We start from the raw sequence: 20571 nt of genomic DNA, 5'->3' as shown, positions 1-20571 counted from the left end.
ACAAGCCCTCGCGCGGAGCACATGTGCGGGGTCTGCCTCAGGCCTGCCCCGTCTCGAACCGGGAGACCTTCCCGCCGTCGACGGTGAAGTGCCACTTGGTCCGCATCTCGCCCCACGTGTCGTTGCGGTACGTGACGATCAGCGTCTGCCCGCCGTCCGACTCGTTCTCCACGTCCATGTGGCCGTGCGAGGAGAAGACCTCGCGGTCCGTCCAGTCGGCGATGTCCCGGTCGGAACCGTCGTCGGACATGGTCGCGTCGGGGGCGAGGAGATCCTCGAAGGCGGCCTTGTCGTGGGCGTTCACCGCGGTGACGAAGGCCAGGACCGTCGGGTCGGAGAGCCGGTTTACCTGAATACTCATGCACCCACGGTCACATCGGCGGCCCTGCCCCGCCACCCCGCGCGGTCACCCGTACGGCCGATTGAGTCGGGTGCACGGCGAGGCTTAGACGGACGGTGGATGGTGACGGACGAACTGTGCCCGCCCCCGCCATCCGCTCACCCCGGGAGACAGCGCCATGACCAGTTCCTGCTTCGACCGACGCGACCTGGGGCTCCTCCTGCTCCGCGTCACCACCGGCGGGGTCCTCGCCGCGCACGGAGCCCAGAAGCTCTTCGGCTGGTTCGGCGGCCACGGCATCGAAGGCACCGGTGCCTTCATGGAGTCCATCGGCTTCACGCCCGGCAAGGTGAGTGCCGTCGTCGCCGGGCTCGCCGAGGCGGGCGGCGGCACTCTGCTCGCGCTCGGCCTCGCGACTCCCGCCGCCGGTTCCGCGGCGGCGGGAGCCATGGCAGGGGCGACCGCGGTACACGCCCCCAACGGCTTCTTCAGCCAGGGCGGCGGCTACGAGTACCCGGCCTTCCTCGGCGTGGTCTCCGCCGCCCTCGCCGTCACGGGCCCCGGCGCCTACTCCGCCGACAGCGCGCTCGGCCACTCCTTCAACCGCAACTGGATGGTGCCGGCGGCCCTGGCGGGTACGGCCATCGGCGTGCTCGTGTCGGTGGGTACGCGGACGAAGAACGTACGCGACCGGGAGAGCGCCGCCGCCACGCCGGACGATGCGGCCACCTCAGCTTGACGGTGCCACCGCCACACGCCGGTCGTCCCCGCCGCTCTCCGTCGTGGGGCGCGCATCGCGGTGCGGAGTCATGGTGAGCCCGTCCGGCTTCACGGTGACCAGGGCCTGTGCCTTCGGCTCGGGCGAGGTGAGCGCGAGGCGCGGCCAGAGCTGCCCGACCGTGGCGAGGATGATCAGCAGTTCGGTCCAGGCGAAGGCCTCGCCGACACAGTTGCGGCGGCCCGCGCCGAAGGCCAGGAACGCGCCGCGGGTGGCGGCGTCGGGCCGGCCGGACCAGCGGTCCGGGTCGAAGCGCTCCGGCTCGGGGAAGACCGCCGGGTCGTGCTGGTGGAGGTAGGGGCTGTAGACGACGTCCGCGCCCTCGGGGATGCTGTGCCCGCCGAGGGTGACCGCGCGGGTCGCGGTCCTCGTGACCAGCCAGGCCGGTCCGTACATCCGCATGGTCTCCTGCAGGACGGCGCGTGTGTAACCGAGTTGGTCGAGGTCCTCCTGGCGCACGGGACGGTCACCGCACACGGCGTCGAGTTCGTCCTGTATGCGGCGGGCGACCTCAGGATTCTTCTCGATCTCGACGAACGCCCAGGCCAGAGTGGTGCTGGTGGTCTCGATCGCGCCCGTCAGGAGCGTGATGGCCTCGTCCTGGAGCTGGCGCCGGGGCAGCGGGCCGGTCTCCGGGTCATGGGCGGTGAGAAGGGTGTCGAACAGTCCGGCGTCCGACTGCCGCGCCGCGTGCGGGCACGCGGCCTCCGGGGCGGGGGCGCTGTCGGGCGTGGCGGGGGCGCTGCCCGGCGTGGCGGGGGCGCTGTCCAGCGTGGCGGGGTCGCTGTCCAGCGTGGCGGTGCGGTGATCGATGGCCTGGTCGATGAGGTGACGCAGCCGCGCGACCCGCTCGGCGTGGGCGCGGTTGGCGGGCAGCGGCAGGCGCGTGACCCAGCCGGGGAGGAGCGTCTGCCGGATGGTGCCCTGCATGATGGGCGGCATCAGGGCGATGAAGTCACGCTGCAGGTGGGCGGGGAGGTCCGCCCCGAACAGGGCGGTGAGGAACGCCGCGAGGGTCAGCTCCGTCATGTCGGCGAGGGTGTCCCGGGGTGCCCCCTCCGTCCACCCCTCGACGATCTCCCGCACCTTCTCGATCATGGTGTCGCCGCGGGTGGCGATGTGCGCCTTGTTGAACATCGGCTGCATGAGACGCCGGTTCTTCATGTGGGTGTCGCCGTCGGCGACCGTGGCGAGACCGTCCCCGAAGAACACCTTCAGGGCGTCGATGATCCGCCCGCCCTTGGCGTAGCTCTCGACGTCGGTGACCAGTACTTCCTTGGTCAGGGCCGGGTCGGTGACCACGTAGGCGGGGGTGCGGGCGAGTTGTATTCGCACCACCGGGCCGTGCTCGCGCAGGGAGTTCATGAACTCCAGCGGCTGCCGCTTCAGTTGAAGTCCGTGACCGATCAGGGGGAGGGCTCCGGGCGCGAGAGGAGTGGGGGGCATCCGCGTGGTTCTCCTTGCGTGGGGGGTGTACAGCCCGTGGGGGGCTGTAGTGCGTTCGATGCATGCCCCACGGACATGTGATCAAATCCGCTTGATCACGATTACTGAACCGCTGATTCCGCATGGGAATCTCCCGGCGCACCACGGCGAAAATCGCTGTCAGCCCCCGGAGTTGCCGGGATAGCGTCTCCACTCATGACCGAAACCAGCGCCACGGAACCGGACCTCCCGCCCCGCCTCACCCGCCTCACCTTCCACGGCCCCCTCTCCGAGGCGCGGGCCGCACGCATCGTCGAGCGCGTCGCGCCGGGCACAGGATCCGTCCTGGATCTCGGCTGCGGCTGGGGCGAGTTGCTGCTCCGTGTCCTGGACGCCGCCCCGGACGCCACCGGCGTGGGCGTCGACCTGTCGGCCGAGGACCTGGCAAGGGGCCGGACCGCCGCCAAGGAGCGCGGCCTGGCCGAGCGGGTCTCCTTCGTCGAGGAATCGGCGACGGACACCACCCGCGGCCCCGCCGACCTCGTCCTGTGCCTGGGTTCGAGCCACGCGCTCAGCTCCGCCGAACCGCCCGGCCACACCGAGGCGGCCCTGCGCGAGCTGCGCCGCCTGGTGAACCCCGGCGGCCGTGTCGTACTCGGCGAGGGCTTCTGGCAGCGCACGCCCACCCCCGCCGAACTCGCCGGAATGTGGCCGCAGGCCCACGCCGGCGAACACCTCTTCCTGGGCGACCTCGTGGACGCGGCGATCGCCGCGGGCTTCCGTCCCCTGTGGGTGGAGACGGCGAGCGCGGCGGAGTGGGAGGAGTTCGAGTCCGGCTACCGCACGGACGTGGAGGAGTGGCTGGCCGGGCACCCCGACCACCCGCTCGCCGCCGAGACCCGCGAGAAGACGGACCGCCAGCGCAACACCTGGCTGCGGGGCTACCGCGACGTGCTCGGCCTGGCGTATCTGACCCTGATGCCGGTGAGCTGAGTACGACCGACCCTCAGGCGCCGCCGGTGTCGAACCACGCCAGGGCCAGCGCGTCGAGCGTCGGCTCCGGCGGTGCGGGCAGTTCCCTCAGGTACCAGGGCAGGTTGCTGTAGACGTGCAGCAAAGTGTGGGCGAGGAGTTCACGCGGCTCGAAGGTGCGCCCGTAGGCCCGCATGAAACGGCCGAGAAGCCCCGGCTCCGCCCGCGTGACGAAGAGCCCCACGCCCACGAAGTCGTACGCCCTGTCCCCGATCATGGCGGGTTCGAAGTCGAAGAGCCCGGTGAGCCCCGGCCGTTCGCCGACGGGCCCCACCATCAGGTGCTGACGCATGAACTCGGTGTGCAACAGGGCGCGCGGCGCGTCGGCACGCGGCACGTCGGCACGCGGCGGCACCGCGTCCAGGAAGCCGGGGATCTGCTCCACCCAGCTCTCCGGCAGCCCGCGCTCCCGCTGCCGCGCGACGGCTCCGGCGCGCTGCCTGCCGAGGAAGGCGCCCCAGTCGCCGGGCCCGAGCACATCGGCGAGCGGCTCGGGGTCCAGGGCGTGCAGCGCGGCGAGCGTCTCTCCGGCCTCGGTGACGAGGCGCTCCCGGTCGGCGCGCGGGATGCGCGGCCAGGCGGCAGCGAGGTCTTCGCCGGGCAGCCGCGACATCAGTACGTAGCGCCAGCCGTTCTCGTACGCCCCGGACGCGTGCACCCGCGGTGTGGGTACGGGGAGCCGCCCCTGAAGATGGCTCAACACCCGCTCCTCGACGAGGCTGTCGCCTGCGGCGGCGCCGGGAAAGAGCTTCAGCACGAGGTCGTCCCCGACGGCGTAGACGGGCTGTGTCCCCTCGGTGAACCGTTCGAGCGGCGCGCCGGTGAGGCCGAGACGGCGGCAGAGGTCTTCGACTCCGGGCCGCATGACGCCCTCGTCGGGGACGATGACGTCCCATTGCTCGTCGGTGTCCACGGCGGGCAGCATGATCGGCACGGTATGGGGAGGACGGGGCGGCGGCAACGGAATTACGGGGGCCGCGGGGTTACGCGCCCCTCCGGCATTTACGCGGGCCGGGACCGGATCCGCACGCAGCGCCCGCGCGGAGACGAGGTGCACCCCCACAGAGATACCGACCGAAGTCTGCCGCGCATCGACTTTCGGCCGCTGCCCGCGGCGCCCTGCCCGCCTAGCGTCGAGGACATGACCAGCGAAGAGAGCCTCGGCCCCGTACCGCTCCGCAAGGACCGTACGACGGTGCTCGGTTACCCGCGCGTTGACCTGCTGACCATCGTCATCGGCATGCCGCTCCTCGGCCTCGTGCTCGGCCTCGCCCTGCCGCCCCTTGCCCGGTGGCTGAGCGGATCGCCGGTACTGCCCTGGCGGGACGGCATCACGTTCGTCGGTTCGCTGGACAAGCCGTGGCAGACGGCGATCGTGGTGGGCGCCGGCCTGGTGGCCGGGCTGCTCATCGCCGTGACGGAGATCGCCGAGACCCTGAAGCTGAAGCTGACCGACCAGGAGCTGGCGGTCGAGCAGCACGACCGGACGCGGACCATCGAACGCGCCCGGGTATCGGCGGTGTTCCTGGACGGCAAGAACCTGGTGGTCCTGGACGAGACGTCACGCCAGTTCACGCGCGGCGTCCACGAGGCGGCGGCGCCGGTCCTGGCCAGGGCGTTCCGCTCGCACGGCTACCCGTGGCAGGACGCCGACCCGCACGCGTCCCTGTTCCGCCGCTGGATCCCCGGAGCTCCCGGCCTGCCCGCCGAGGCGCACGCGGTGCTCGCGGCGCGGAAGGTCGCGCTGAAGAGCAAGGCCGGGGAGGACGTACGGGATCTGGGCGAGACGATGCAGGGTCTGGGGTACGTCGTACGGGACGAGGGCAAGGACCAGTACTGGCGTCCGCTGGCGGCGGAGGCGAGCGGGACGGGCGAAGGGGGCGGCAACGCTCGGAAGTGAGCGCCACCGCCCCCGCACGTGCTCCCTGTGTCAGAAGACGAACGGCCCCGGTGACTGCGCCGAAGTGGCATTACAGGTCGCGGTGATGCCGAGAACCACGACCTGCAGCGACTTGCCCTCCAGGCTGTCGCCGGCGGCCACGGTCCCGTCGAGCGGACCGGTGGACACCTCGCCACCCGCCGGGATGGCCGGGTTCGAGCTGCCGGTGAAGGTAGCGGTGTCCGAGCCGTTCTTGGTGAGGGTGAGCGTGGAGTCGACCGAGTTCGCGCCGATGTCGATGGGTGCGCTGATCGCCGATGTGGACACGCTGATGGTGGCCGCGGTCCCGTCCTGGGTGGCCTTGAGCGTCGCAGAGCCCGAGCCCCACGTCCCGCAGTCGAACGAGATGGTCGCGGTGTCCGGGGTGACGGCGGTGGCGGCGGGCGCCATCACCATCGCACCCAGGGCGACCAGACCGACGCCGAGCGCCGACCCGGCACCAAGCCTGCCGACGCCGAATCTGCCTTGCCTGCCGATTGCGTGCATGCCATGCCTCATGAGGTCCTGCCTTCAAGTGGGGGGAATGCGGGGGGAATTGCGGGGGGAATACGAGTGACTCCGGGTTGAAACTGACGAGCAGTCAGCAGCCCGGATCGCTGCCCATTGAGACACGGACCTCACAAGGTCACAAGGCCCACCCTCACGCCAATGGACATGCACCGGCCAATTCCAGCCGCGAGGCAACGCGCACGGCGCCCCCTGCCGGCCGCAGGGGTGCAAAATGGCGATCATGACCTCGCCCCAGACCTATCAGCCGGTACTCGACCGCATCGCGGCCGAGATCGAGAAGACGCCGGGGCGCGGCAGGCCCGCCGACTACATCCCGGCGCTCGCCGCGTGCGACCCGCGCCGGTTCGGCATGGCCGTCGCGGAGCCGGACGGCAGGGTGTACGGGGTGGGCGACTGGCGGCAGCCGTTCTCCGCGCAGTCCATCACCAAGGTCTTCACCCTCGCGCTCGACCTGGCACGCGAGGGCGACGCGCTGTGGGAGCACGTGGGCCGCGAACCGTCCGGCAACCCCTTCAACTCCCTCGTGCAGCTGGAGTACGAGAACGGCATCCCCCGCAACCCCTTCATCAACGCGGGCGCGCTGGTCGTCACCGACCGCCTCCAGACCCAGACGGAGGACGCTGCGGGCACCCTGCTCGACTTCCTGCGCGCGGAGAGCGGCAACGACCGGCTCGCCATCAACGAGGCCGTCGCCGCGTCCGAGTCCGCGCACGGCGACCGCAACGCCGCCCTCGGCCACTTCATGGCGGCCTACGGCAACATCGACAACCCGGTCCCCGTCCTCCTCGACCAGTACTTCCGCCAGTGCTCCGTAGAGGCATCCTGCGCCGACCTCGCCCTGGCCACCGGCTTCCTGGCCCGTCACGGCATCCGCGCCGACGGCACCCGCCTGCTGAGCCGCAGCCAGGCCAAGCAGGTCAACGCCATCATGCTGACCTGCGGAACGTACGACGCGGCGGGCGACTTCGCCTACCGCGTGGGCCTGCCCGGCAAGAGCGGAGTCGGCGGCGGCATCATCGCCGTCGTTCCCGGCCACTGCACGATCTGCGTCTGGAGCCCCGGCCTGGACGAACGGGGCAACTCGGTGTCGGGCGTCGCGGCACTCGACCGGTTCACGACGCTGACCGGGCTTTCGGTGTTCTGAGGATGACGGACATATCTACGGACACGCGCTCGCGCCGAGCCGCCGAGGGGAAGCGGGACACCGGGCGCCGCCGCGGACGCGGCTGGGGACGGCTCGCGTACGGCGTGCTGCTCGCCACACTCTTCACACTCTTCGCCCTCCTGCTCATACGCCTCGCGGGACTGGACACGGGAACCCCGCTCGCCGTGCCCGTAATCCTCTTCCCCTACGCCGCCGTACTGAGCGTGCTCGCCCTGGCAACCACGCTCGCCTTCCCCACCCTCCGCTCCCGCCGGCCGATCCTCGCCGCCGGACTGCTCGCAGCGGCCTACGTCGTACTGCTGGTGCCACGCTTCGTACCGCACGAGCAACAGCACATCCCGTCACAGGCGGCCGAGTTGAGGGTGGCCACGCTCAACACGCACGTCGGCCAGGGGGATGCGCGTGCGCTGGTAAGTCTGGTGAAGTCCGAACGAATAGACGTACTGGCAGTGCAGGAGCTGCCGTCCGCGGGCATCAAGGCACTCGCCGAGGCGGGCCTGACCAGGGTTCTGCCGCACCAGGAGCTCCACCCGGAGAACGACTCGTCGCTCTACTCCCGGCTCCCGCTGACGCACGGCGGCCCTTTGCGGGCGGACACCGCCTGGCCCCAGACCACGGCACAGGTAAAGGTCGGCGGACGCGCGGTACGGCTGGTGGCGGTGCACACGTACTACCCGCTGGGCGACGCGGACCGCTGGACCAGGGACATGACCGCCCTCACCTCGGTCGCCCGCGACAGCGGCCCCGACACGGTGTTCCTGGGCGATTTCAACGCGTCCCTAGACCACGCACCGATGCGCGACCTGCTGGCATCGGGCGAACTCACGGACACACACGCCGAACTCGGCGAAGGCTGGACCAGCACCTGGCCGACCGGCAAGGGCCTGCTGCCACCCCTGCTGCACCTCGACCACGTCCTGCACGGCTCCGGCCTCGCAGGCATCTCGGTCGACGAACGAACAATCCCCGACACGGACCACCGGGCGGTCATCGCCACGCTGGCGGTTCTGCCCTGAGGGCCCCCTGAGGCTGAAGGGGCAGACGAGTCGGGCTGTACGCCGGGTTTTGTCGCCCGGTCGCCTCGCGGCGGCCGGGGAGACGGCCATCCATCTAGGGTCCGCATTGCTGCGGACCTCATGCGGTCTACCCGCGGACTCGGGCGGGCAGCCCTCGATCATCCGCGCAGAACCGCCCCTTTTCGCAAAGCGGCGTTTCCTTTTGACCTTGCTCCAGGTGGGGTTTACCTAGCCGCCTGAGTCACCTCAGGCGCTGGTGGTCTCTTACACCACCGTTTCACCCTTACCGGAGACCGAAGCCTCCGGCGGTCTGTTTTCTGTGGCACTGTCCCGCGGGTCACCCCGGGTGGCCGTTAGCCACCACCTTGCCCTGTGGAGCCCGGACGTTCCTCGGGAAGATCCCCTGGTGAGGGAAGCTCCACGCGGCCGTCCGCCCGGCTCGTCTGCCGTGCCGACCATGCTACCCGCCGGGCGCCGCAGCTCCGGCCCGCGGACGCTCAGTCGAACTCCGCGGTCTCCAGCTCGAAGCCGAACGGCTCGGGGAGGGTTACTGCCTTGCCGAACGGGAGCGTGCAGTGCTGGCGGTAGTCGTCCCTCTCCGGGTCGCTGAACAGCGTCACCGAGGAACTCTCGCGGTCAATGAGGAAGTAGAGCGGAATGCCGCCGCGGGCGTAGCAGCGGCGCTTGGCCTCGCGGTCCGCCTGAGGCTTGGTAGAGGTGACCTCGACGACCATGGCGACGCCGTCACAAGGCATCCAGGATTCGGCGCCGCGGAAAAGACGCAGCTTCCTGGGCGCAAAGGTGCCGTCAGGGATGGCGTGGTTCTTCGGGCAGGCACCCCCGCTCTTCAGCTTCAGGCCCTTGTTCCCGGAAAACTGCATATCGGTTCCGGACCGCCTGTAGATCTGGCTCACGACCAGCTCGATGCAGTCCTCGTGGTCCCCGTCCGGCGGCGGCGTCACGACAATTTCCCCCTCGATCAGCTCCGCCCGGAAACCCTCCGGTGTGTCCAGCGCGAGGAAGCCCTCCAGGAGGACCTCTGCCTGCGTGAGCGGCTCGTGTGCCATGGCAGTCATGTCACGCCCCTTCCTCGGTCGCTCGCCAGACTGGGACATCGCTTGATCCGCCGTCCAAGAGATCGGGAGTTGTTCCCTCGATCGTGGCACAGGAACACGCGCGGGCGGCAGGCTTCGCCCGCCCGGCGGGTCCCGGCCCTGCGGCGCTTGACCTTGTCGCAGCGTCAACGTTTCTACTGGGCCCATGAACGGGACCAGCGGGATGCGGATCGGTGAGATCGCCGGGATCGTCGGTGTCACCACGCGGACGATCAGGCACTATCACCATCTCGGGCTGCTCCCCGAGCCCGAGCGGCGGGCCAATGGCTATCGGGAGTACGGGCTGCGGCATGCCGTCGTGCTCGCGCGGATCCGGCGGCTCACCGAGCTGGGGCTCGGGCTCGCCGAGGTGCGGGACGTGCTCGCGGACGACGCGGGGCGTGAGCTCGCCGAGGTGCTCGCGGAGCTGGACGCCGACCTCGCCCGGCAGGAGGCCGCGATCCGTGAGCGGCGCGAGCGGCTGCGGGTGCTCCTTGACGGCGCCGAACGCGGGGTGCTGTCCGCCGAAGGGCCCGTCTCCCCCGAGCTGGGTGAATTCTTCGCCGAGATGGCCCGCTCCACCGCCGGACGCGACGGGCCCGAGTCCGCGATGGCCGCGCGGGACCGGGAGCTGCTCTCTCTCATCGACACGACCGCGCCCCCGGAGGACCGGGACAGGCTGCTCGCCGCGATGCGGCCCGCGCTGACCACACCGGAGGCGGTGGAGCGCGCGCACGAGGTGTACGCGCTGCTCGACGCCCTCGCGGACGACACCGACCTCGCAGATCCGCGTACGGAAGCCGCCGTCGACAAGGCTGCCCGCGCGCTGGCCGACTCGCTGCCCGATTCCCTTCTGGAGGAGGTGGGGACGGACAGCTTGCAGGCGGTGGCCGACGGGCTCGGGCGGGGCCGCGACGACCGGTTCCTGGAGGCCTTCTTCGACGAGTTCGCCCCCGCGCAGGCGGAGGCCGTGCGCCGTGGGATGCGGCTGCTCATCGAGCGGGGTGCGCGGTGAGAGGCCGCCGGCTGGAGAGGGCCATGCGGGGCATCGCCTGGGTGCTCGTGCCCGTCGAGCTGGTGCTCGTGACCTGCCTGTTGGCGGGGGTCTCGCTGCCCGCGAACGTGCTCGTCGGGGTGGAGGCCGTCGCCGTGACGCTGCTGCTCGTCGAGGGCGCGGGGCTCGCGGTCCTGTACCGGCGGGGCGGGCGCGCGGCGGTTCGGGAGGTCGTGCCGGAGCCGGTGCGCAGGATCGTCGGGCACGAGCTGCGGGTGCTGGGCAGCCTCGCGCTGTGGGCGGCCCGGCGGCGGCACGGCGTGCGGGAGGGGGATCTGGGGTTCGGGCACGCCCGTGACCAGGCCGTGCTGATGTACGGCATCGTCTTCGTCTCCGTCGTGGAGACCGTGGGTCTTTCCGTACTGCTGCGGAACTGGCCCGCCGTCCACGCCGTGGTGCTCTTCGTCGACGTCTACAGCGTGGTGCTCATGCTCGGCGTGCACGCGGCGTCCGTGACTCGGCCGCACGTGCTGTCCGCCGACGCGCTGCGCGTGCGCAAGGGCGCCCACCGGGATCTGCTGATACCGCTGGAGCGGATCGCCAAGGTCAGTGGTGAGCGGCGCTTCACTCACGAGCCCGCCGACGGGGTGCTCGACCTGCCCGTCGCCGCGCAGACCTCCCTCACTCTGGAGCTGGCGGCGCCCGTCACGGCGGTCGGTCTGCTCGGCAGGCGTCAGGCGGTGACGACGGTACGGCTGCACTCCGACGAGCCGGAGAAGCTGCGGGCCGCGCTCAAGCGGGCCCTGGAACACGCGCGGGCCCTGGATGACAAGCAGTCCCCGGAACTCGGGCAGGCCCCGGAGCTCAGGCAGGCGCGAACCGCACCTTCGCCGACCCTGGATCAGCCTGCGTGAGCCGTACCCGCAGCCGCTCCCCCAGCGGGAGACCGCCCGTGCCGCCCTCGATGCGGGCGACGATCGCAGGCTCGGTCAACTGGACGGTACCGACGGCCGGTTCACGCTCCTGGACGTCCACCACCACCGCGTCGAAGAGCTCGCCGACCCGGTCCTTGAGCAGCGCGGCCTCGACCAGATCCACGCACTCGCGCTCCACGGTGTTCCCGCGCCGCGTCCCGTCCGCCATCTCCTTGGGCAGCTCGGGCAGCGCGGCGAGCACCCACTCGGGCGGTTCGTCCCCGGCGACCGCCGCCAGGCACAGCTCGGCGGCGTAGCGGTCGACGAGGCGGCGCAACGGGGCAGTGCAGTGGGCGTAGGGGGCGGCGACGGCGGCGTGCGTGGTGAGCTCGGGGATCTCGCCGCCGCTGAACGCGGTGTAACCGGCGCCGCGCAGCAGCGTCGTGCACTCCTGGAGGAACGCGGCGTGGTGGGGCTGGTGCGGGTCGAGGGAGCGGACCAGTTGGGCGTACGGGACGTGGTGCGGCCAGTCGACGTGCAGGGCCTTCGCGGTGCGGCGGAGCCGGCCGACCGCGCCGTCGGGGGCGGTGGGCAGGGTGCGCAGGATGCCGGCGCCCGACTGGATCATGAGCTCGGCGGCTGCCATGCCGGTGAGCAGGGAGATCTGGGCGTTCCAGCCGTCGGCGGGGAGCGGGGCGCGGAAGTCCAGCTCGTACGCCCCGTTCCGCTCGACGATCTCCTGCTCGGGCACGTTGAGGGAGATGCCTCCCCGCTCCACCTCCAGCTGCTCGCGCAGCCGCCCGATGTCGGCGAGCAGCGCGAGGGCCTCTTCGGCCGTGCCGCCGTCGATGGCCCGCTGCACGCCGTCGTAGTCGAGCTTGGCGCGGCTGCGTACGAGGGCACGGCGCACGTCGGTGGAGACGGCGCGGCCCTCCGTGTCGAGGTCGATGGTCCAGAGGGCCGCCGGGCAGTCCTGCCCCGGCAGGAGGCTGGCCGCGCCCTCGCTCAGGGAGGTGGGGTGCAGCGGCACTTTCTCGTCGGGGAAGTAGAGGGTGGTGACCCGCCGGTGGGCTTCCGCGTCGAGCGGCGCCCCCGGCGTGACGTACGCGGCGACATCGGCGATGGCATACCGCACCCGGAAGCCGCCGCCCCGGCGCCGGGACAGGTGCATCGCCTGGTCGAGGTCGACGGAGGTGGGCGGGTCGATGGTGAAGAGGGGGATGTCGGTGGCGTCGTGCGCGGGCAGCCGTGGCGCGGCGAGGGCCCTCTCCGCATCGGCGAGAACGTCCTGCGGAAACCCCTCGGGAACATCCAACTTCGCACGCAGCTCACGCAGCACACCCCGCAACGGAGCTTCGGCTGCGCCGGTCACGCTGAGATGACGACGTGGCATGGGTCGAGCGTAGGCCGCGGGGGGCGGGGCGGCGCGGTGGAGGGGGCGGGTGGCAGGGCGGAGGGGACGGGGCGGCACGGTGGAGGGGATGGGGTGGCACGGTGGAGGGGATGGGGTGGCAGGGCGGAGGAGGCGGGGCAGCACGGTGGAAGGGGCGGGGCAGCACGGTGGAAGGGGCGGGGCGGCAGGGCGCAGGAGGCGCGGCGGCACGGCGCAGGAGGCGCGGCGGCACGGTGGAGGGGGCGGGGCGGCAGGGCGCAGGAGGCGCGGCGGCACGGTGGAGGGGGCGGGGCGGCAGGACCCGGGGGCGGCGGCGGGGCAGCGCCGGGCAACGTGCGGGGCCGCTGGAGCCGCCGGCACGGCACCGGCGCATGGCCGAGTAACGGACCGGGCCACCAGAACCGCCGACACGGCACCGGCGCACCGCCGAGTATCGGGTGGGCGGGTGGGAAAGCCGCCGCGGAGCGGCGGAGGAGGTGCCACCGCCGGGAGCTTCGGCGGCAACGCGGCGGCACCACAGGCGCGCACGGCACGCGCACCGCAGGCGGACCCCGCTTCCCGGGGCGATTACCCTGGCGCAGGGCCCGCACCCCCACCCCGTTGCCCTCCGAAGGAGACCCATGCTCGTCCTGCTGCCGCCCTCCGAAGGCAAGGCGCCCTCCGGCCGCGGAGCTCCCTTGAAGCCGGAGTCGCTCTCCCTGCCGGCGCTCGCGGACGCGCGGGAGGCGGTTCTCGACGAGTTGGTCGAGCTCTGCGTGGCGGACGAGGAGAAGGCCCGTGACGTGCTCGGGCTGAGCGAGGGCCTGCGCGGCGAGGTCGCCAAGAACACGGAGCTGCGGACGGCGGGCGCACGCCCCGCCGGGGAGATCTACACCGGCGTCCTCTACGACGCCCTGGACCTCGCCACCCTGGACGCCGCCGCCAAGCGCCGCGCGGCCCGCTCGCTGCTCGTGTTCTCCGGGCTCTGGGGCGCCGTCGGCATCACCGACCGCATCCCCTCCTACCGCTGCTCGATGGGCGTGAAGCTGCCGGGCCTCGGCGCCCTGGGCGCCTACTGGCGTACGCCGATGGCCTCGGCGATGCCCGATGCCGCGGGCGACGGACTCGTACTGGACCTGCGGTCGTCCGCGTACGCGGCGGCGTGGAAGCCGAAGGGCGAGGTCGCCGAACGGACGGCGACGGTACGGGTGCTGCACGCGCAGATGGTCGACGGGGTCGAGAAGCGCTCCGTCGTCTCGCACTTCAACAAGGCGACCAAGGGCCGGATCGTCCGCTCGCTCCTGGAGACCGGCACCCAGCCCAAGGACCCGGCCGAGCTGGTCGAGGCGCTGCGGGACCTCGGGCATGTGGTGGAAGCCGAGGCCCCCGCTAAGGCGGGTAAGCCGTGGGCGCTTGACGTGGTAGTCCGGGAGATCCACTGAAACTCCGGGCCCCCGGTTGCAGCATGCGCAACGCCCTTTGCGCATGCTGCATGGAGCGAGGCAGGATGCTTCCATGACTTCCCCCTCCGCCGCCTCCCGCTCCGGCTCCGTGCTCGATCTCGCCCCCGTCGTTCCCGTAGTCGTCGTGGAGGACGTCGCCGACGCCGTGCCGCTGGCGCGCGCCCTTGTCGCGGGCGGGCTGCCCGCGATCGAGGTGACGCTGCGGACGCCCGCCGCGCTCGACGCGATCCGGGCCATCGCCGCGGAGGTGCCGGACGCGGTCGTCGGCGCGGGCACGGTCATCTCGCCCCGTGGCGTCGAGGAGTCCGTGCACGCCGGGGCCCGTTTCCTGGTCAGCCCGGGCTGGACGGACACGCTGCTCGCCGCGATGAAGGCGTCCGGGGTGCCGTTCCTGCCGGGTGTCTCGACGACGTCCGAGGTCGTGGCGCTGATCGAGCGCGGCGTGCACGAGATGAAGTTCTTCCCGGCGGAGGCCGCGGGCGGCACCGCCTACCTCAAGTCGCTCGGCGGCCCGCTGCCGCAGGCCCGCTTCTGCCCGACGGGCGGCATCGGTCTGGCGTCCGCGCCGTCTTACCTCGCGCTGAAGAACGTCGGTTGCGTGGGCGGCAGTTGGATGCTTCCCGCGGATGCCGTGGCGGCGAAGGACTGGGACCGCATCGAGTCCCTCGCCCGCGAGGCGGCTGCCCTGCGCTGACCCTGGCCCCTGGGCCTCGGGCGAGTACACCTCTGCGGGTGCGTCGTGGCTGGTCGCGCAGTTCCCCGCGCCCCTTACGGGGCCCGCAGGTGTGACGTGTCGTTCAGCAAGCGCACCGACGCGTTGCCGTCCCCGTAATACGCCACCGCCGATACGGACGCCGCCGAGAGTTCCATGCGGAACAGGGACTCCGGCGGTGCGCCCAGCGCGAGCCGTACCAGGGTCTTGATCGGCGTGACGTGCGTGACCAGGAGGACCGTGCGGCCCGCGTACTCGGCGGTGAGACGGTCCCGCGCCGCCGACACCCGGTGGGCCACCGAGGCGAAGGACTCGCCACCGGGAGGCGCCGCGTCGGGCGAGGCCAGCCACGCGTTCAGCTCCTCGGGCTGGCGCGCCCGCACCTCGCCGAAGGTGAGGCCCTCCCAGGCCCCGAAGTCCGTCTCGCGCAGCCCGTCCTCGATGCGTACGTCGAGGCCGAGGCGGGCGGCGACGGCCTGCGCGGTCTCCTGGCAGCGCTTCAGCGGCGAGGACACGATCGCCTGGATCGTGCCCCGCGCCGCGAACGCCGCCGCCGCGCGCTCGGCCTGCTCCCGGCCCACGTCGGAGAGGGAGGGGTCCGAGCCCCCGCTGCCGGAGAAGCGCTTCTGGGGCGTCAGCGCGGTCTCCCCGTGCCGCAGCAGCACGAAGGTCGCCGGAGCGCCGAGATCCGCCGGTGCCGCCCAGCCGACCTGCGGGGTCTCCGCCGCGTTGCTCGCGGCGCGCACGTCGGCAGTAGCCGTGCCCGCCGCCAGCGCCGCCCGCGCCTTCGCCGCCCCGGCGACAGCGTCACCCGGCGGCCCCGCGGGAGCCTCCGCGGCGGACCGTGCCGCCCGCGCGTCAAGTTCCGCCGTGGAGTCCGACGCGGACCACTGTTCGCCCCGCTTGCCCGCGTCCATCGCCTCGTTGGCGAGACGGTCGGCGTGCTTGTTCTTCGCGCGCGGGATCCACTCGTACGTCACCTGGTCCGGCGGGAAGATCCGCGCGGCCTCGGCGGCGAGCGGCTTCATGTCCGGGTGCTTGATCTTCCAGCGGCCCGACATCTGCTCGACGACGAGCTTGGAGTCCATCCGGACGTGGACCGAGGCGTCCGGGTCGAGTTCGCGGGCCGCCTTCAGGCCGGCCACGAGCCCCTTGTACTCGGCGACGTTGTTCGTCGCGACGCCGATGTACTCGGCGGCTTCCCGCAGGGTCTCCCCCGTGGCCGCGTCGATGACGACCGAGCCGTAGCCCGCGGGGCCCGGGTTGCCCCGCGACCCGCCGTCGGCCTCGACGATGAACTCCCGCACGGGCAAGGCTCCTAGATGCCGGACTCGGACGTACGGACCAGGATGCGGCTGCAGTTCTCGCAGCGCACGACCGTGTCGGGCGACGCCGCCTTCACCTCGTTGACCCCGGTGATGTCCAGCTCGATGCGGCAGCCCTCACAGCGCCGCTGGTAGAGCTTGGCCGCGCCGACGCCGCCCTCCTTGACGCGAAGCTTGTCGTAGAGCTTGAGCAGGTCGGCCGGGACCGAACCCGCCACGACCTCGCGCTCCTTGCTGACCGTGGCGGCCTCGCCGTCGATCTCCTCGAAGGCCGCGTCACGGCGTGCCGTCGCGTCGTCGATCTTCGCCTGGACGGAGGAGACACGTTCCGTCAGCTCGGAGACGCGCTCCTGGGCGGACTCGCGGCGCTCCATGACCTCGAGGACCACGTCCTCCAGGTCGCCCTGGCGCTTGGCGAGCGAGGCGATCTCGCGCTGGAGGTTCTCCAGGTCCTTGGGGGACGTCACGGCGCCCGAGTCAAGGCGCTGCTGGTCGCGGTTGGCGCGCTGGCGCACCTGGTCGACGTCCTGCTCCGCCTTGGTCTGCTCGCGGGCGCAGTCGCTCTCCTCGGTCGTCGAGGCGACGTGCAGATCGCGCAGCTGCGCGAGGTCCTTGTTCAGGGACTCGATCTCGGCGTGCTCGGGCAGGGACTTCTTCCGGTGCGCCAGCTGCTGGAGGCGTACGTCGAGTGCCTGGACGTCGAGGAGTCGGATCTGGTCGGCGGGCGCGGCGTTAATTGGGGGCTCCTGTTGTGTCGGTAGTCGAGGCCGCGTGGGCGGTCCAGGGGTCGGTGACCGTCTTGGAGACGTGGACGCGAAGTCCCCATCCGTGACGGTCGGAGATCTGATCGAGCTGTGCCGCGGCCAGCTCGCACCACGGCCACTCGGTGGCCCAGTGCGCGGCGTCGAGCAGCGCGAGCGGGGTCTGTGCGCGGGCCTCGGACACCGGGTGGTGGCGCAGGTCGGCGGTGAGGAAGGCGTCCACGCCTGCTGCCCGTACGTCGTCGAAGAGGCTGTCGCCCGAGCCGCCGCTGACCGCGAGAGTGCGGACGAGCTGCTCCGGGTCGCCCGCGACCCGGATGCCCTGCGCGGTGGCGGGCAGCCGCTCGGCCGCGCGGGCGGCGAGTTCGCGGAGCGTCAGCGGGTGTTCGAGTTCGCAGATACGGCCGAGACCGCGGCGGCCCTGCGCGTCGGCCGGGTCCGGTACGAGGGGACGGACGATCCGGAGGTCGAGTGCCCCGGCGAGGGCGTCGGAGACGCCCGGATCGGCGCGGTCCGCGTTGGTGTGCGCGACGTGCAGCGCGACGTCGTTCTTGATGAGGTCGTGGACGACGCGGCCCTTGAAGGTGCCGGCCGAGACGGTCGTCGTGCCGCGCAGATAGAGCGGGTGGTGCGTGACCAGGAGCTGGGCGCCCAGCTTCACCGCTTCGTCGACGATGTCCTGGACGGGGTCGACGGCGAAGAGGACGCGGGAGACCTCGGCGTCGGGGTCTCCGCAGACGGTGCCGACCGCATCCCAGCTCTCGGCCAGTTCGGCGGGCCACAGGGCGTCGAGGGCGGCGATGACTTCAGACAGACGGGGCACGGGGAAAGGCTACCTTCCCGCTGCGCTCGGCATGTCGGCTGATGGTGAGCGTTCCCTCAGGGGCGCGGGGAACTGTGCTCGGCCACGAAAGAGCCGCAGACGCGTCTGCCGAGTACCGAGCAGATGCGTCTGCGGCTTCTTTGTGCTTGCTCGCGCAGTTCCCCGCGCCCCTTACGGGGCCAGGGTGGACCTGAGGTCGTCCAGGACCGCATTTGCCGCGGTCACGCCGAGGCCCAGGTACCAGGTCTCGTCCGGTACGTCCTTGGCCCGGCCGTTCTTGACCGCGTCGAGCTTCTTCCAGAGGGGGTTCTTCTCGGCCTCGGAGCGGCCCGTCTTCTTCGCGTCGCCGTAGACGCCGGTGAAGATCCAGTCCGCGTCGGCGTCGTCGATCTTCTCGGTGCTGATCTCCGTGGCGAGGTCGTTGACCTGCTGGTTCTTGGGGCGGGGCAGGCCGGTGTCGTCGAGGATCGTGCCGATGAAGGACGCCTTCGCGTAGAGGCGGACGCGGTCCGGCATGTAGCGGAGCATCGTGATCGTCGGCTTGTCGTCGCCGAGGTCGCGGCCCAGGGACCCCGCCTTCTTCTCGTACGCGGCGAGCTCCGTCTTCGCCTCGGCGGTCTTGTCGAGCGCGGCGGCGTTCAGGAGGTAGTTCTCCTTCCACGTGAAGCCGGGGCGGATGGAGAAGACGGTCGGGGCGATCTTTTCGAGCTGCGGGTAGAGCTTGGCGGCGCGCAGTTCGCTGCCGAGGATCAGGTCCGGCTTGAGGTTCGCGATCGCTTCGAGGTTGAGGGCGTTGATCGTGCCGACGTTCTTGGGTTCTCCCGCGTCCTTCTTCAGGTAGCCGGGGATGCCGTCGTCGCCCTCGGTGGGGGCGTAGCCCACGGGCTTGACGCCGAGCGAGACGACGTTGTCGAGCTCACCGACGTCCAGGACGACGACCCGCTTCGGCTGCGCCTTGAGCTCGGTCTTGCCGCGGGCGTGCGTGATGGTGCGCGGGAACTCGCCGGGCTTGGCCGTGGTGCCCATCTTCGCGGTCTGCTCGGCGGCCTTGGAGAAGTCGTCGCCGCCCTGGGCGACGGCCTTGCTGCCGCTGCCGTCGTCGGACTTGCCGGAGCTGTCGCCGGAGCCGCAGGCCGCGAGGGAGAGTGCCCCGGCCACGGCGAGGGCGAGGGCGGCGGTGGCACGTTGGCGGCGGGGGCGGACGGATCGTACGGACCGGACGGACGGGGACATCGGCGTGCTCCAGGGGTGCGCTGGTCGGTCTGCCGCCCGGCGGATGTGCCGACCGGACCGCTCCACAACCACTTAGGTTCGCCTTACTTTAAGCGCGCACCTCCGGCGCAGCACAACCACCCCCGCCCCCTCAGTCGAATCGGTACATCGCCACCCTTCTGTGTGAAGCGGGCGGCCACAGGTGCCACGGCAGTGCGTGCGAAAACTAGCTTCGTGGCCCGGAGGTACCCCCCATGACAGCGCCCACTCTTGAGCCCGAGCCCATGACCGTGCCCACGTCCCGCCCGGCCCCCGCGACGCCCCCGGTGATCACCACGAACGGCGCGTACGCCGCCCGTCTCGCCCACACCGGCGGTTCCTGGTTCCCCGAGCGCTGGACCCTCGACTCCCCCGAGCCCTACGCGGTACCCCTGCCCGGCAGCCAGCCGGAGGAGCCCGGCACGGAGGTGCTCCCGATGGCCGACGGGCGGGTCCTGATCCACCGCGTCGCCGACCGGCGGCACCTGTTCACGCTGCTGTACCCGACGGGGCCCGAGACCGGCGAGGTGCCGCTGGGCGCCGTGGAGTGCGGCGAGTCACGGCTCGCGCTGCTTCCGCCGTCACCGGTCGGCAGCCAGGCGTACGCGCTCGCGGTGGGCACGCACTCGACGGCCCTGTGGCTGGTGGCGGGCGGCGCCTTCGGGCCCGAGCACGTCGCCGAGATCCCCGGGCGCTGTTCGGGCGGGGTCTGGCTGGACGGCGAGGGCCGGATGCTGGCCCTGGACCGGGAGTCGGAAGGCCGGGTCAAGGCGGTGGCGGTGGACCTGGAGCGGGGCGGCGAGGTGTCGCCCCTGCTCCAGATCGCCGACGAGAGCAACGACCGGCTGCTGCTCGCGGACGCCGACAGCGGGCTGCTCCTGATCCGCTCGGACGCGCCGGGCCACGAGCGGCTCGGCTGGGGAGTCCTCGGCGGTACGCGCCCGGTGCGCTTCCCCGAGTGCCTGCGCCTGCCCGACCTCGCGGTGACGCCGTTCGCGATCCAGCCCGGGCAGACGCTGATGCCGGAGAACTGCGCCGTGGCGTTGCGGATCGACGGGGTGGCGGGCAGCTGGCTCGGGATATGGCGCCCCGCCGAGCGGCGCCTGCATCAACTGGCCGCCCCTGCGGGCTGGTTGGCCGGCTCGGGGTGGTGGACGCGGGAGGGGGCCCTTCGTCTTCCGTACGTGACGGAGGCGGTGCCCTGCGGGGTCGCGGAGGTGGCGCCGCCGGCTCCGGCGGCGGCGCCCGCGGCGGTTGCCGCGCGGCCCGTTCCGTTGCAGCAGGCGCCTCTCACCGGGCGCGGGGGCGTTGGTTAGACTCGCCCGGCCACACCGAACGATCTTCTATACAGAGTTACCGAATTACAGAGTTACAGAGTTACCGGTTATACGGGGTGAGTATGTCGATGCAGACCGAGATCAATACGGATTCCGAGCGGAATCCCGAGCCGCGTGAGGCGGCGGACACCTCCGGTGCGGGTAAGCACCGGGGACCTGTGGCCGAGCATGACGAGGCGGGGGCGCCGCAGGGGCGGCACCGTCGGCCGGGCGACGAGTAGGCCCCCTGGCCTTGGGCGCCGGCAATCACCGGCTCCGCCGAGTTCGTCCTCAAACGCCGGACGGGCTGACAAATGTCAGCCCGTCCGGGTCCCGGGGCG

At 71.9% G+C, this 20571-nt stretch carries 20 protein-coding genes and 1 other RNA gene; 10 read left to right on the top strand and 11 right to left on the bottom strand.

The window, feature by feature from the left end:
* Window positions 1–37: 37 nt before the first annotated feature.
* Window positions 38–361 carry a nuclear transport factor 2 family protein gene (locus tag ACWFR3_RS26785; protein ID WP_453737174.1) on the bottom strand — a complete coding sequence of 108 codons (324 nt, stop codon included), beginning with the start codon at window positions 359–361 and terminating at the stop codon, window positions 38–40.
* A 157-nt stretch (window positions 362–518) separates the two neighbouring features.
* Between ACWFR3_RS26785 and ACWFR3_RS26780 the strand changes: the two genes are divergently transcribed.
* Complete coding sequence (locus ACWFR3_RS26780) at window positions 519–1079, top strand: DoxX family protein (protein ID WP_453737173.1); 561 nt, start codon at window positions 519–521, stop codon at window positions 1077–1079.
* Here ACWFR3_RS26780 and ACWFR3_RS26775 read toward each other — a convergent pair.
* Window positions 1071–2564: a cytochrome P450 gene (locus tag ACWFR3_RS26775; protein WP_453737172.1), complete on the bottom strand. Its 1494-nt coding sequence runs from the start codon at window positions 2562–2564 to the stop codon at window positions 1071–1073. The genes ACWFR3_RS26780 and ACWFR3_RS26775 overlap by 9 nt on opposite strands.
* Window positions 2565–2759: 195 nt before the next feature.
* On the opposite strand from ACWFR3_RS26775, the gene ACWFR3_RS26770 reads away from it, so the two are divergent.
* Window positions 2760–3536 carry an SAM-dependent methyltransferase gene (locus tag ACWFR3_RS26770; protein ID WP_453737171.1) on the top strand — a complete coding sequence of 259 codons (777 nt, stop codon included), beginning with the start codon at window positions 2760–2762 and terminating at the stop codon, window positions 3534–3536.
* A 13-nt stretch (window positions 3537–3549) separates the two neighbouring features.
* Here the strand turns inward: ACWFR3_RS26770 and ACWFR3_RS26765 are convergent, their stop codons facing one another.
* Window positions 3550–4500, bottom strand: a complete 951-nt coding sequence (locus ACWFR3_RS26765) for a phosphotransferase family protein (protein ID WP_453737170.1) — start codon at window positions 4498–4500, stop codon at window positions 3550–3552.
* A 216-nt stretch (window positions 4501–4716) separates the two neighbouring features.
* Between ACWFR3_RS26765 and ACWFR3_RS26760 the strand changes: the two genes are divergently transcribed.
* Window positions 4717–5475, top strand: a complete 759-nt coding sequence (locus tag ACWFR3_RS26760) for a YqeB family protein (protein ID WP_453737169.1) — start codon at window positions 4717–4719, stop codon at window positions 5473–5475.
* A 30-nt stretch (window positions 5476–5505) separates the two neighbouring features.
* Here the strand turns inward: ACWFR3_RS26760 and ACWFR3_RS26755 are convergent, their stop codons facing one another.
* Window positions 5506–6000 (bottom strand): hypothetical protein, encoded by a 495-nt coding sequence (locus tag ACWFR3_RS26755; RefSeq protein ID WP_453737168.1) that lies wholly within the window; start codon window positions 5998–6000, stop codon window positions 5506–5508.
* 235 nt (window positions 6001–6235) lie between these two features.
* Between ACWFR3_RS26755 and ACWFR3_RS26750 the strand changes: the two genes are divergently transcribed.
* Both ACWFR3_RS26750 and ACWFR3_RS26745 read left to right on the top strand, forming a co-directional pair.
* Entirely contained in the window at window positions 6236–7168 is a 933-nt protein-coding gene (locus ACWFR3_RS26750) for a glutaminase (protein WP_453737167.1), read from the top strand.
* A 2-nt stretch (window positions 7169–7170) separates the two neighbouring features.
* Window positions 7171–8205, top strand: a complete 1035-nt coding sequence (locus ACWFR3_RS26745) for an endonuclease/exonuclease/phosphatase family protein (protein ID WP_453737166.1) — start codon at window positions 7171–7173, stop codon at window positions 8203–8205.
* Between the two features lie 22 nt (window positions 8206–8227).
* Here the strand turns inward: ACWFR3_RS26745 and rnpB are convergent.
* Window positions 8228–8647, bottom strand: an RNA gene (gene rnpB / locus ACWFR3_RS26740) — RNase P RNA component class A.
* 55 nt (window positions 8648–8702) lie between these two features.
* Window positions 8703–9272, bottom strand: coding sequence for a Uma2 family endonuclease (locus tag ACWFR3_RS26735; protein ID WP_453737195.1), 570 nt, complete (start codon window positions 9270–9272; stop codon window positions 8703–8705).
* A gap of 211 nt (window positions 9273–9483) precedes the next feature.
* Between ACWFR3_RS26735 and ACWFR3_RS26730 the strand changes: the two genes are divergently transcribed.
* Both ACWFR3_RS26730 and ACWFR3_RS26725 read left to right on the top strand, forming a co-directional pair.
* Complete coding sequence (locus tag ACWFR3_RS26730; RefSeq protein WP_453737194.1) at window positions 9484–10314, top strand: MerR family transcriptional regulator; 831 nt, start codon at window positions 9484–9486, stop codon at window positions 10312–10314.
* A 23-nt stretch (window positions 10315–10337) separates the two neighbouring features.
* Entirely contained in the window at window positions 10338–11207 is an 870-nt protein-coding gene (locus tag ACWFR3_RS26725; RefSeq protein ID WP_453737165.1) for a hypothetical protein, read from the top strand.
* Here ACWFR3_RS26725 and ACWFR3_RS26720 read toward each other — a convergent pair.
* Window positions 11158–12600: an RNB domain-containing ribonuclease gene (locus ACWFR3_RS26720; RefSeq protein ID WP_453737164.1), complete on the bottom strand. Its 1443-nt coding sequence runs from the start codon at window positions 12598–12600 to the stop codon at window positions 11158–11160. The two genes, ACWFR3_RS26725 and ACWFR3_RS26720, sit on opposite strands and share 50 nt — an antisense overlap.
* A gap of 620 nt (window positions 12601–13220) precedes the next feature.
* Here ACWFR3_RS26720 and yaaA point away from each other — a divergent pair.
* Window positions 13221–14021: a peroxide stress protein YaaA gene (gene yaaA / locus ACWFR3_RS26715; RefSeq protein WP_453737163.1), complete on the top strand. Its 801-nt coding sequence runs from the start codon at window positions 13221–13223 to the stop codon at window positions 14019–14021.
* Window positions 14022–14094: 73 nt separating this feature from the next.
* Entirely contained in the window at window positions 14095–14736 is a 642-nt protein-coding gene (eda, locus tag ACWFR3_RS26710) for a bifunctional 4-hydroxy-2-oxoglutarate aldolase/2-dehydro-3-deoxy-phosphogluconate aldolase (protein WP_453737162.1), read from the top strand.
* 74 nt (window positions 14737–14810) lie between these two features.
* Here eda and ACWFR3_RS26705 read toward each other — a convergent pair whose 3' ends face one another.
* The 4 genes from ACWFR3_RS26705 to ACWFR3_RS26690 form a co-directional block, all read right to left on the bottom strand.
* Window positions 14811–16061, bottom strand: coding sequence for a bifunctional RNase H/acid phosphatase (locus ACWFR3_RS26705; RefSeq protein WP_453737161.1), 1251 nt, complete (start codon window positions 16059–16061; stop codon window positions 14811–14813).
* 11 nt (window positions 16062–16072) lie between these two features.
* The gene (locus ACWFR3_RS26700; protein WP_453737193.1) at window positions 16073–16816 is read right to left on the bottom strand and encodes a zinc ribbon domain-containing protein; all 744 of its coding nucleotides are present in this window, start codon (window positions 16814–16816) and stop codon (window positions 16073–16075) included.
* Window positions 16812–17663, bottom strand: a complete 852-nt coding sequence (locus tag ACWFR3_RS26695) for a Nif3-like dinuclear metal center hexameric protein (protein WP_453737160.1) — start codon at window positions 17661–17663, stop codon at window positions 16812–16814. Before ACWFR3_RS26695 ends, ACWFR3_RS26700 begins: the two co-directional genes overlap by 5 nt.
* A 171-nt stretch (window positions 17664–17834) precedes the next feature.
* Window positions 17835–18896, bottom strand: coding sequence for an ABC transporter substrate-binding protein (locus tag ACWFR3_RS26690; protein ID WP_453737159.1), 1062 nt, complete (start codon window positions 18894–18896; stop codon window positions 17835–17837).
* A 233-nt stretch (window positions 18897–19129) separates the two neighbouring features.
* Here ACWFR3_RS26690 and ACWFR3_RS26685 point away from each other — a divergent pair, with 233 nt between their 5' ends.
* A complete protein-coding gene (locus ACWFR3_RS26685; protein WP_453737158.1) occupies window positions 19130–20230 on the top strand; it encodes a hypothetical protein in 1101 nt (366 codons plus the stop codon).
* The last annotated feature ends 341 nt before the right edge of the window (window positions 20231–20571 follow it).

The sequence above is a fragment of the Streptomyces sp. NPDC055189 genome (genome assembly GCF_053606765.1).
The sequence above is the reverse complement of the archived record's forward strand: the minus strand, read 5'-3'. Positions and strand labels throughout refer to the sequence as shown.

Excerpts from the sequence above, each read along its gene's own strand:
- ACWFR3_RS26785 (WP_453737174.1), bottom strand. The coding sequence starts at position 361 with ATGAGTATTCAGGTAAACCGGCTCTCCGACCCGACGGTCCTGGCCTTC.
- ACWFR3_RS26780 (WP_453737173.1), top strand. The coding sequence starts at position 519 with ATGACCAGTTCCTGCTTCGACCGACGCGACCTGGGGCTCCTCCTGCTC.
- ACWFR3_RS26775 (WP_453737172.1), bottom strand. The coding sequence starts at position 2,564 with ATGCCCCCCACTCCTCTCGCGCCCGGAGCCCTCCCCCTGATCGGTCAC.
- ACWFR3_RS26770 (WP_453737171.1), top strand. The coding sequence starts at position 2,760 with ATGACCGAAACCAGCGCCACGGAACCGGACCTCCCGCCCCGCCTCACC.
- ACWFR3_RS26765 (WP_453737170.1), bottom strand. The coding sequence starts at position 4,500 with ATGCTGCCCGCCGTGGACACCGACGAGCAATGGGACGTCATCGTCCCC.
- ACWFR3_RS26760 (WP_453737169.1), top strand. The coding sequence starts at position 4,717 with ATGACCAGCGAAGAGAGCCTCGGCCCCGTACCGCTCCGCAAGGACCGT.
- ACWFR3_RS26755 (WP_453737168.1), bottom strand. The coding sequence starts at position 6,000 with ATGCACGCAATCGGCAGGCAAGGCAGATTCGGCGTCGGCAGGCTTGGT.
- ACWFR3_RS26750 (WP_453737167.1), top strand. The coding sequence starts at position 6,236 with ATGGCGATCATGACCTCGCCCCAGACCTATCAGCCGGTACTCGACCGC.
- ACWFR3_RS26745 (WP_453737166.1), top strand. The coding sequence starts at position 7,171 with ATGACGGACATATCTACGGACACGCGCTCGCGCCGAGCCGCCGAGGGG.
- ACWFR3_RS26735 (WP_453737195.1), bottom strand. The coding sequence starts at position 9,272 with ATGGCACACGAGCCGCTCACGCAGGCAGAGGTCCTCCTGGAGGGCTTC.
- ACWFR3_RS26730 (WP_453737194.1), top strand. The coding sequence starts at position 9,484 with ATGCGGATCGGTGAGATCGCCGGGATCGTCGGTGTCACCACGCGGACG.
- ACWFR3_RS26725 (WP_453737165.1), top strand. The coding sequence starts at position 10,338 with ATGCGGGGCATCGCCTGGGTGCTCGTGCCCGTCGAGCTGGTGCTCGTG.
- ACWFR3_RS26720 (WP_453737164.1), bottom strand. The coding sequence starts at position 12,600 with ATGCCACGTCGTCATCTCAGCGTGACCGGCGCAGCCGAAGCTCCGTTG.
- yaaA (WP_453737163.1), top strand. The coding sequence starts at position 13,221 with ATGCTCGTCCTGCTGCCGCCCTCCGAAGGCAAGGCGCCCTCCGGCCGC.
- eda (WP_453737162.1), top strand. The coding sequence starts at position 14,095 with ATGACTTCCCCCTCCGCCGCCTCCCGCTCCGGCTCCGTGCTCGATCTC.
- ACWFR3_RS26690 (WP_453737159.1), bottom strand. The coding sequence starts at position 18,896 with ATGTCCCCGTCCGTCCGGTCCGTACGATCCGTCCGCCCCCGCCGCCAA.
- ACWFR3_RS26685 (WP_453737158.1), top strand. The coding sequence starts at position 19,130 with ATGACAGCGCCCACTCTTGAGCCCGAGCCCATGACCGTGCCCACGTCC.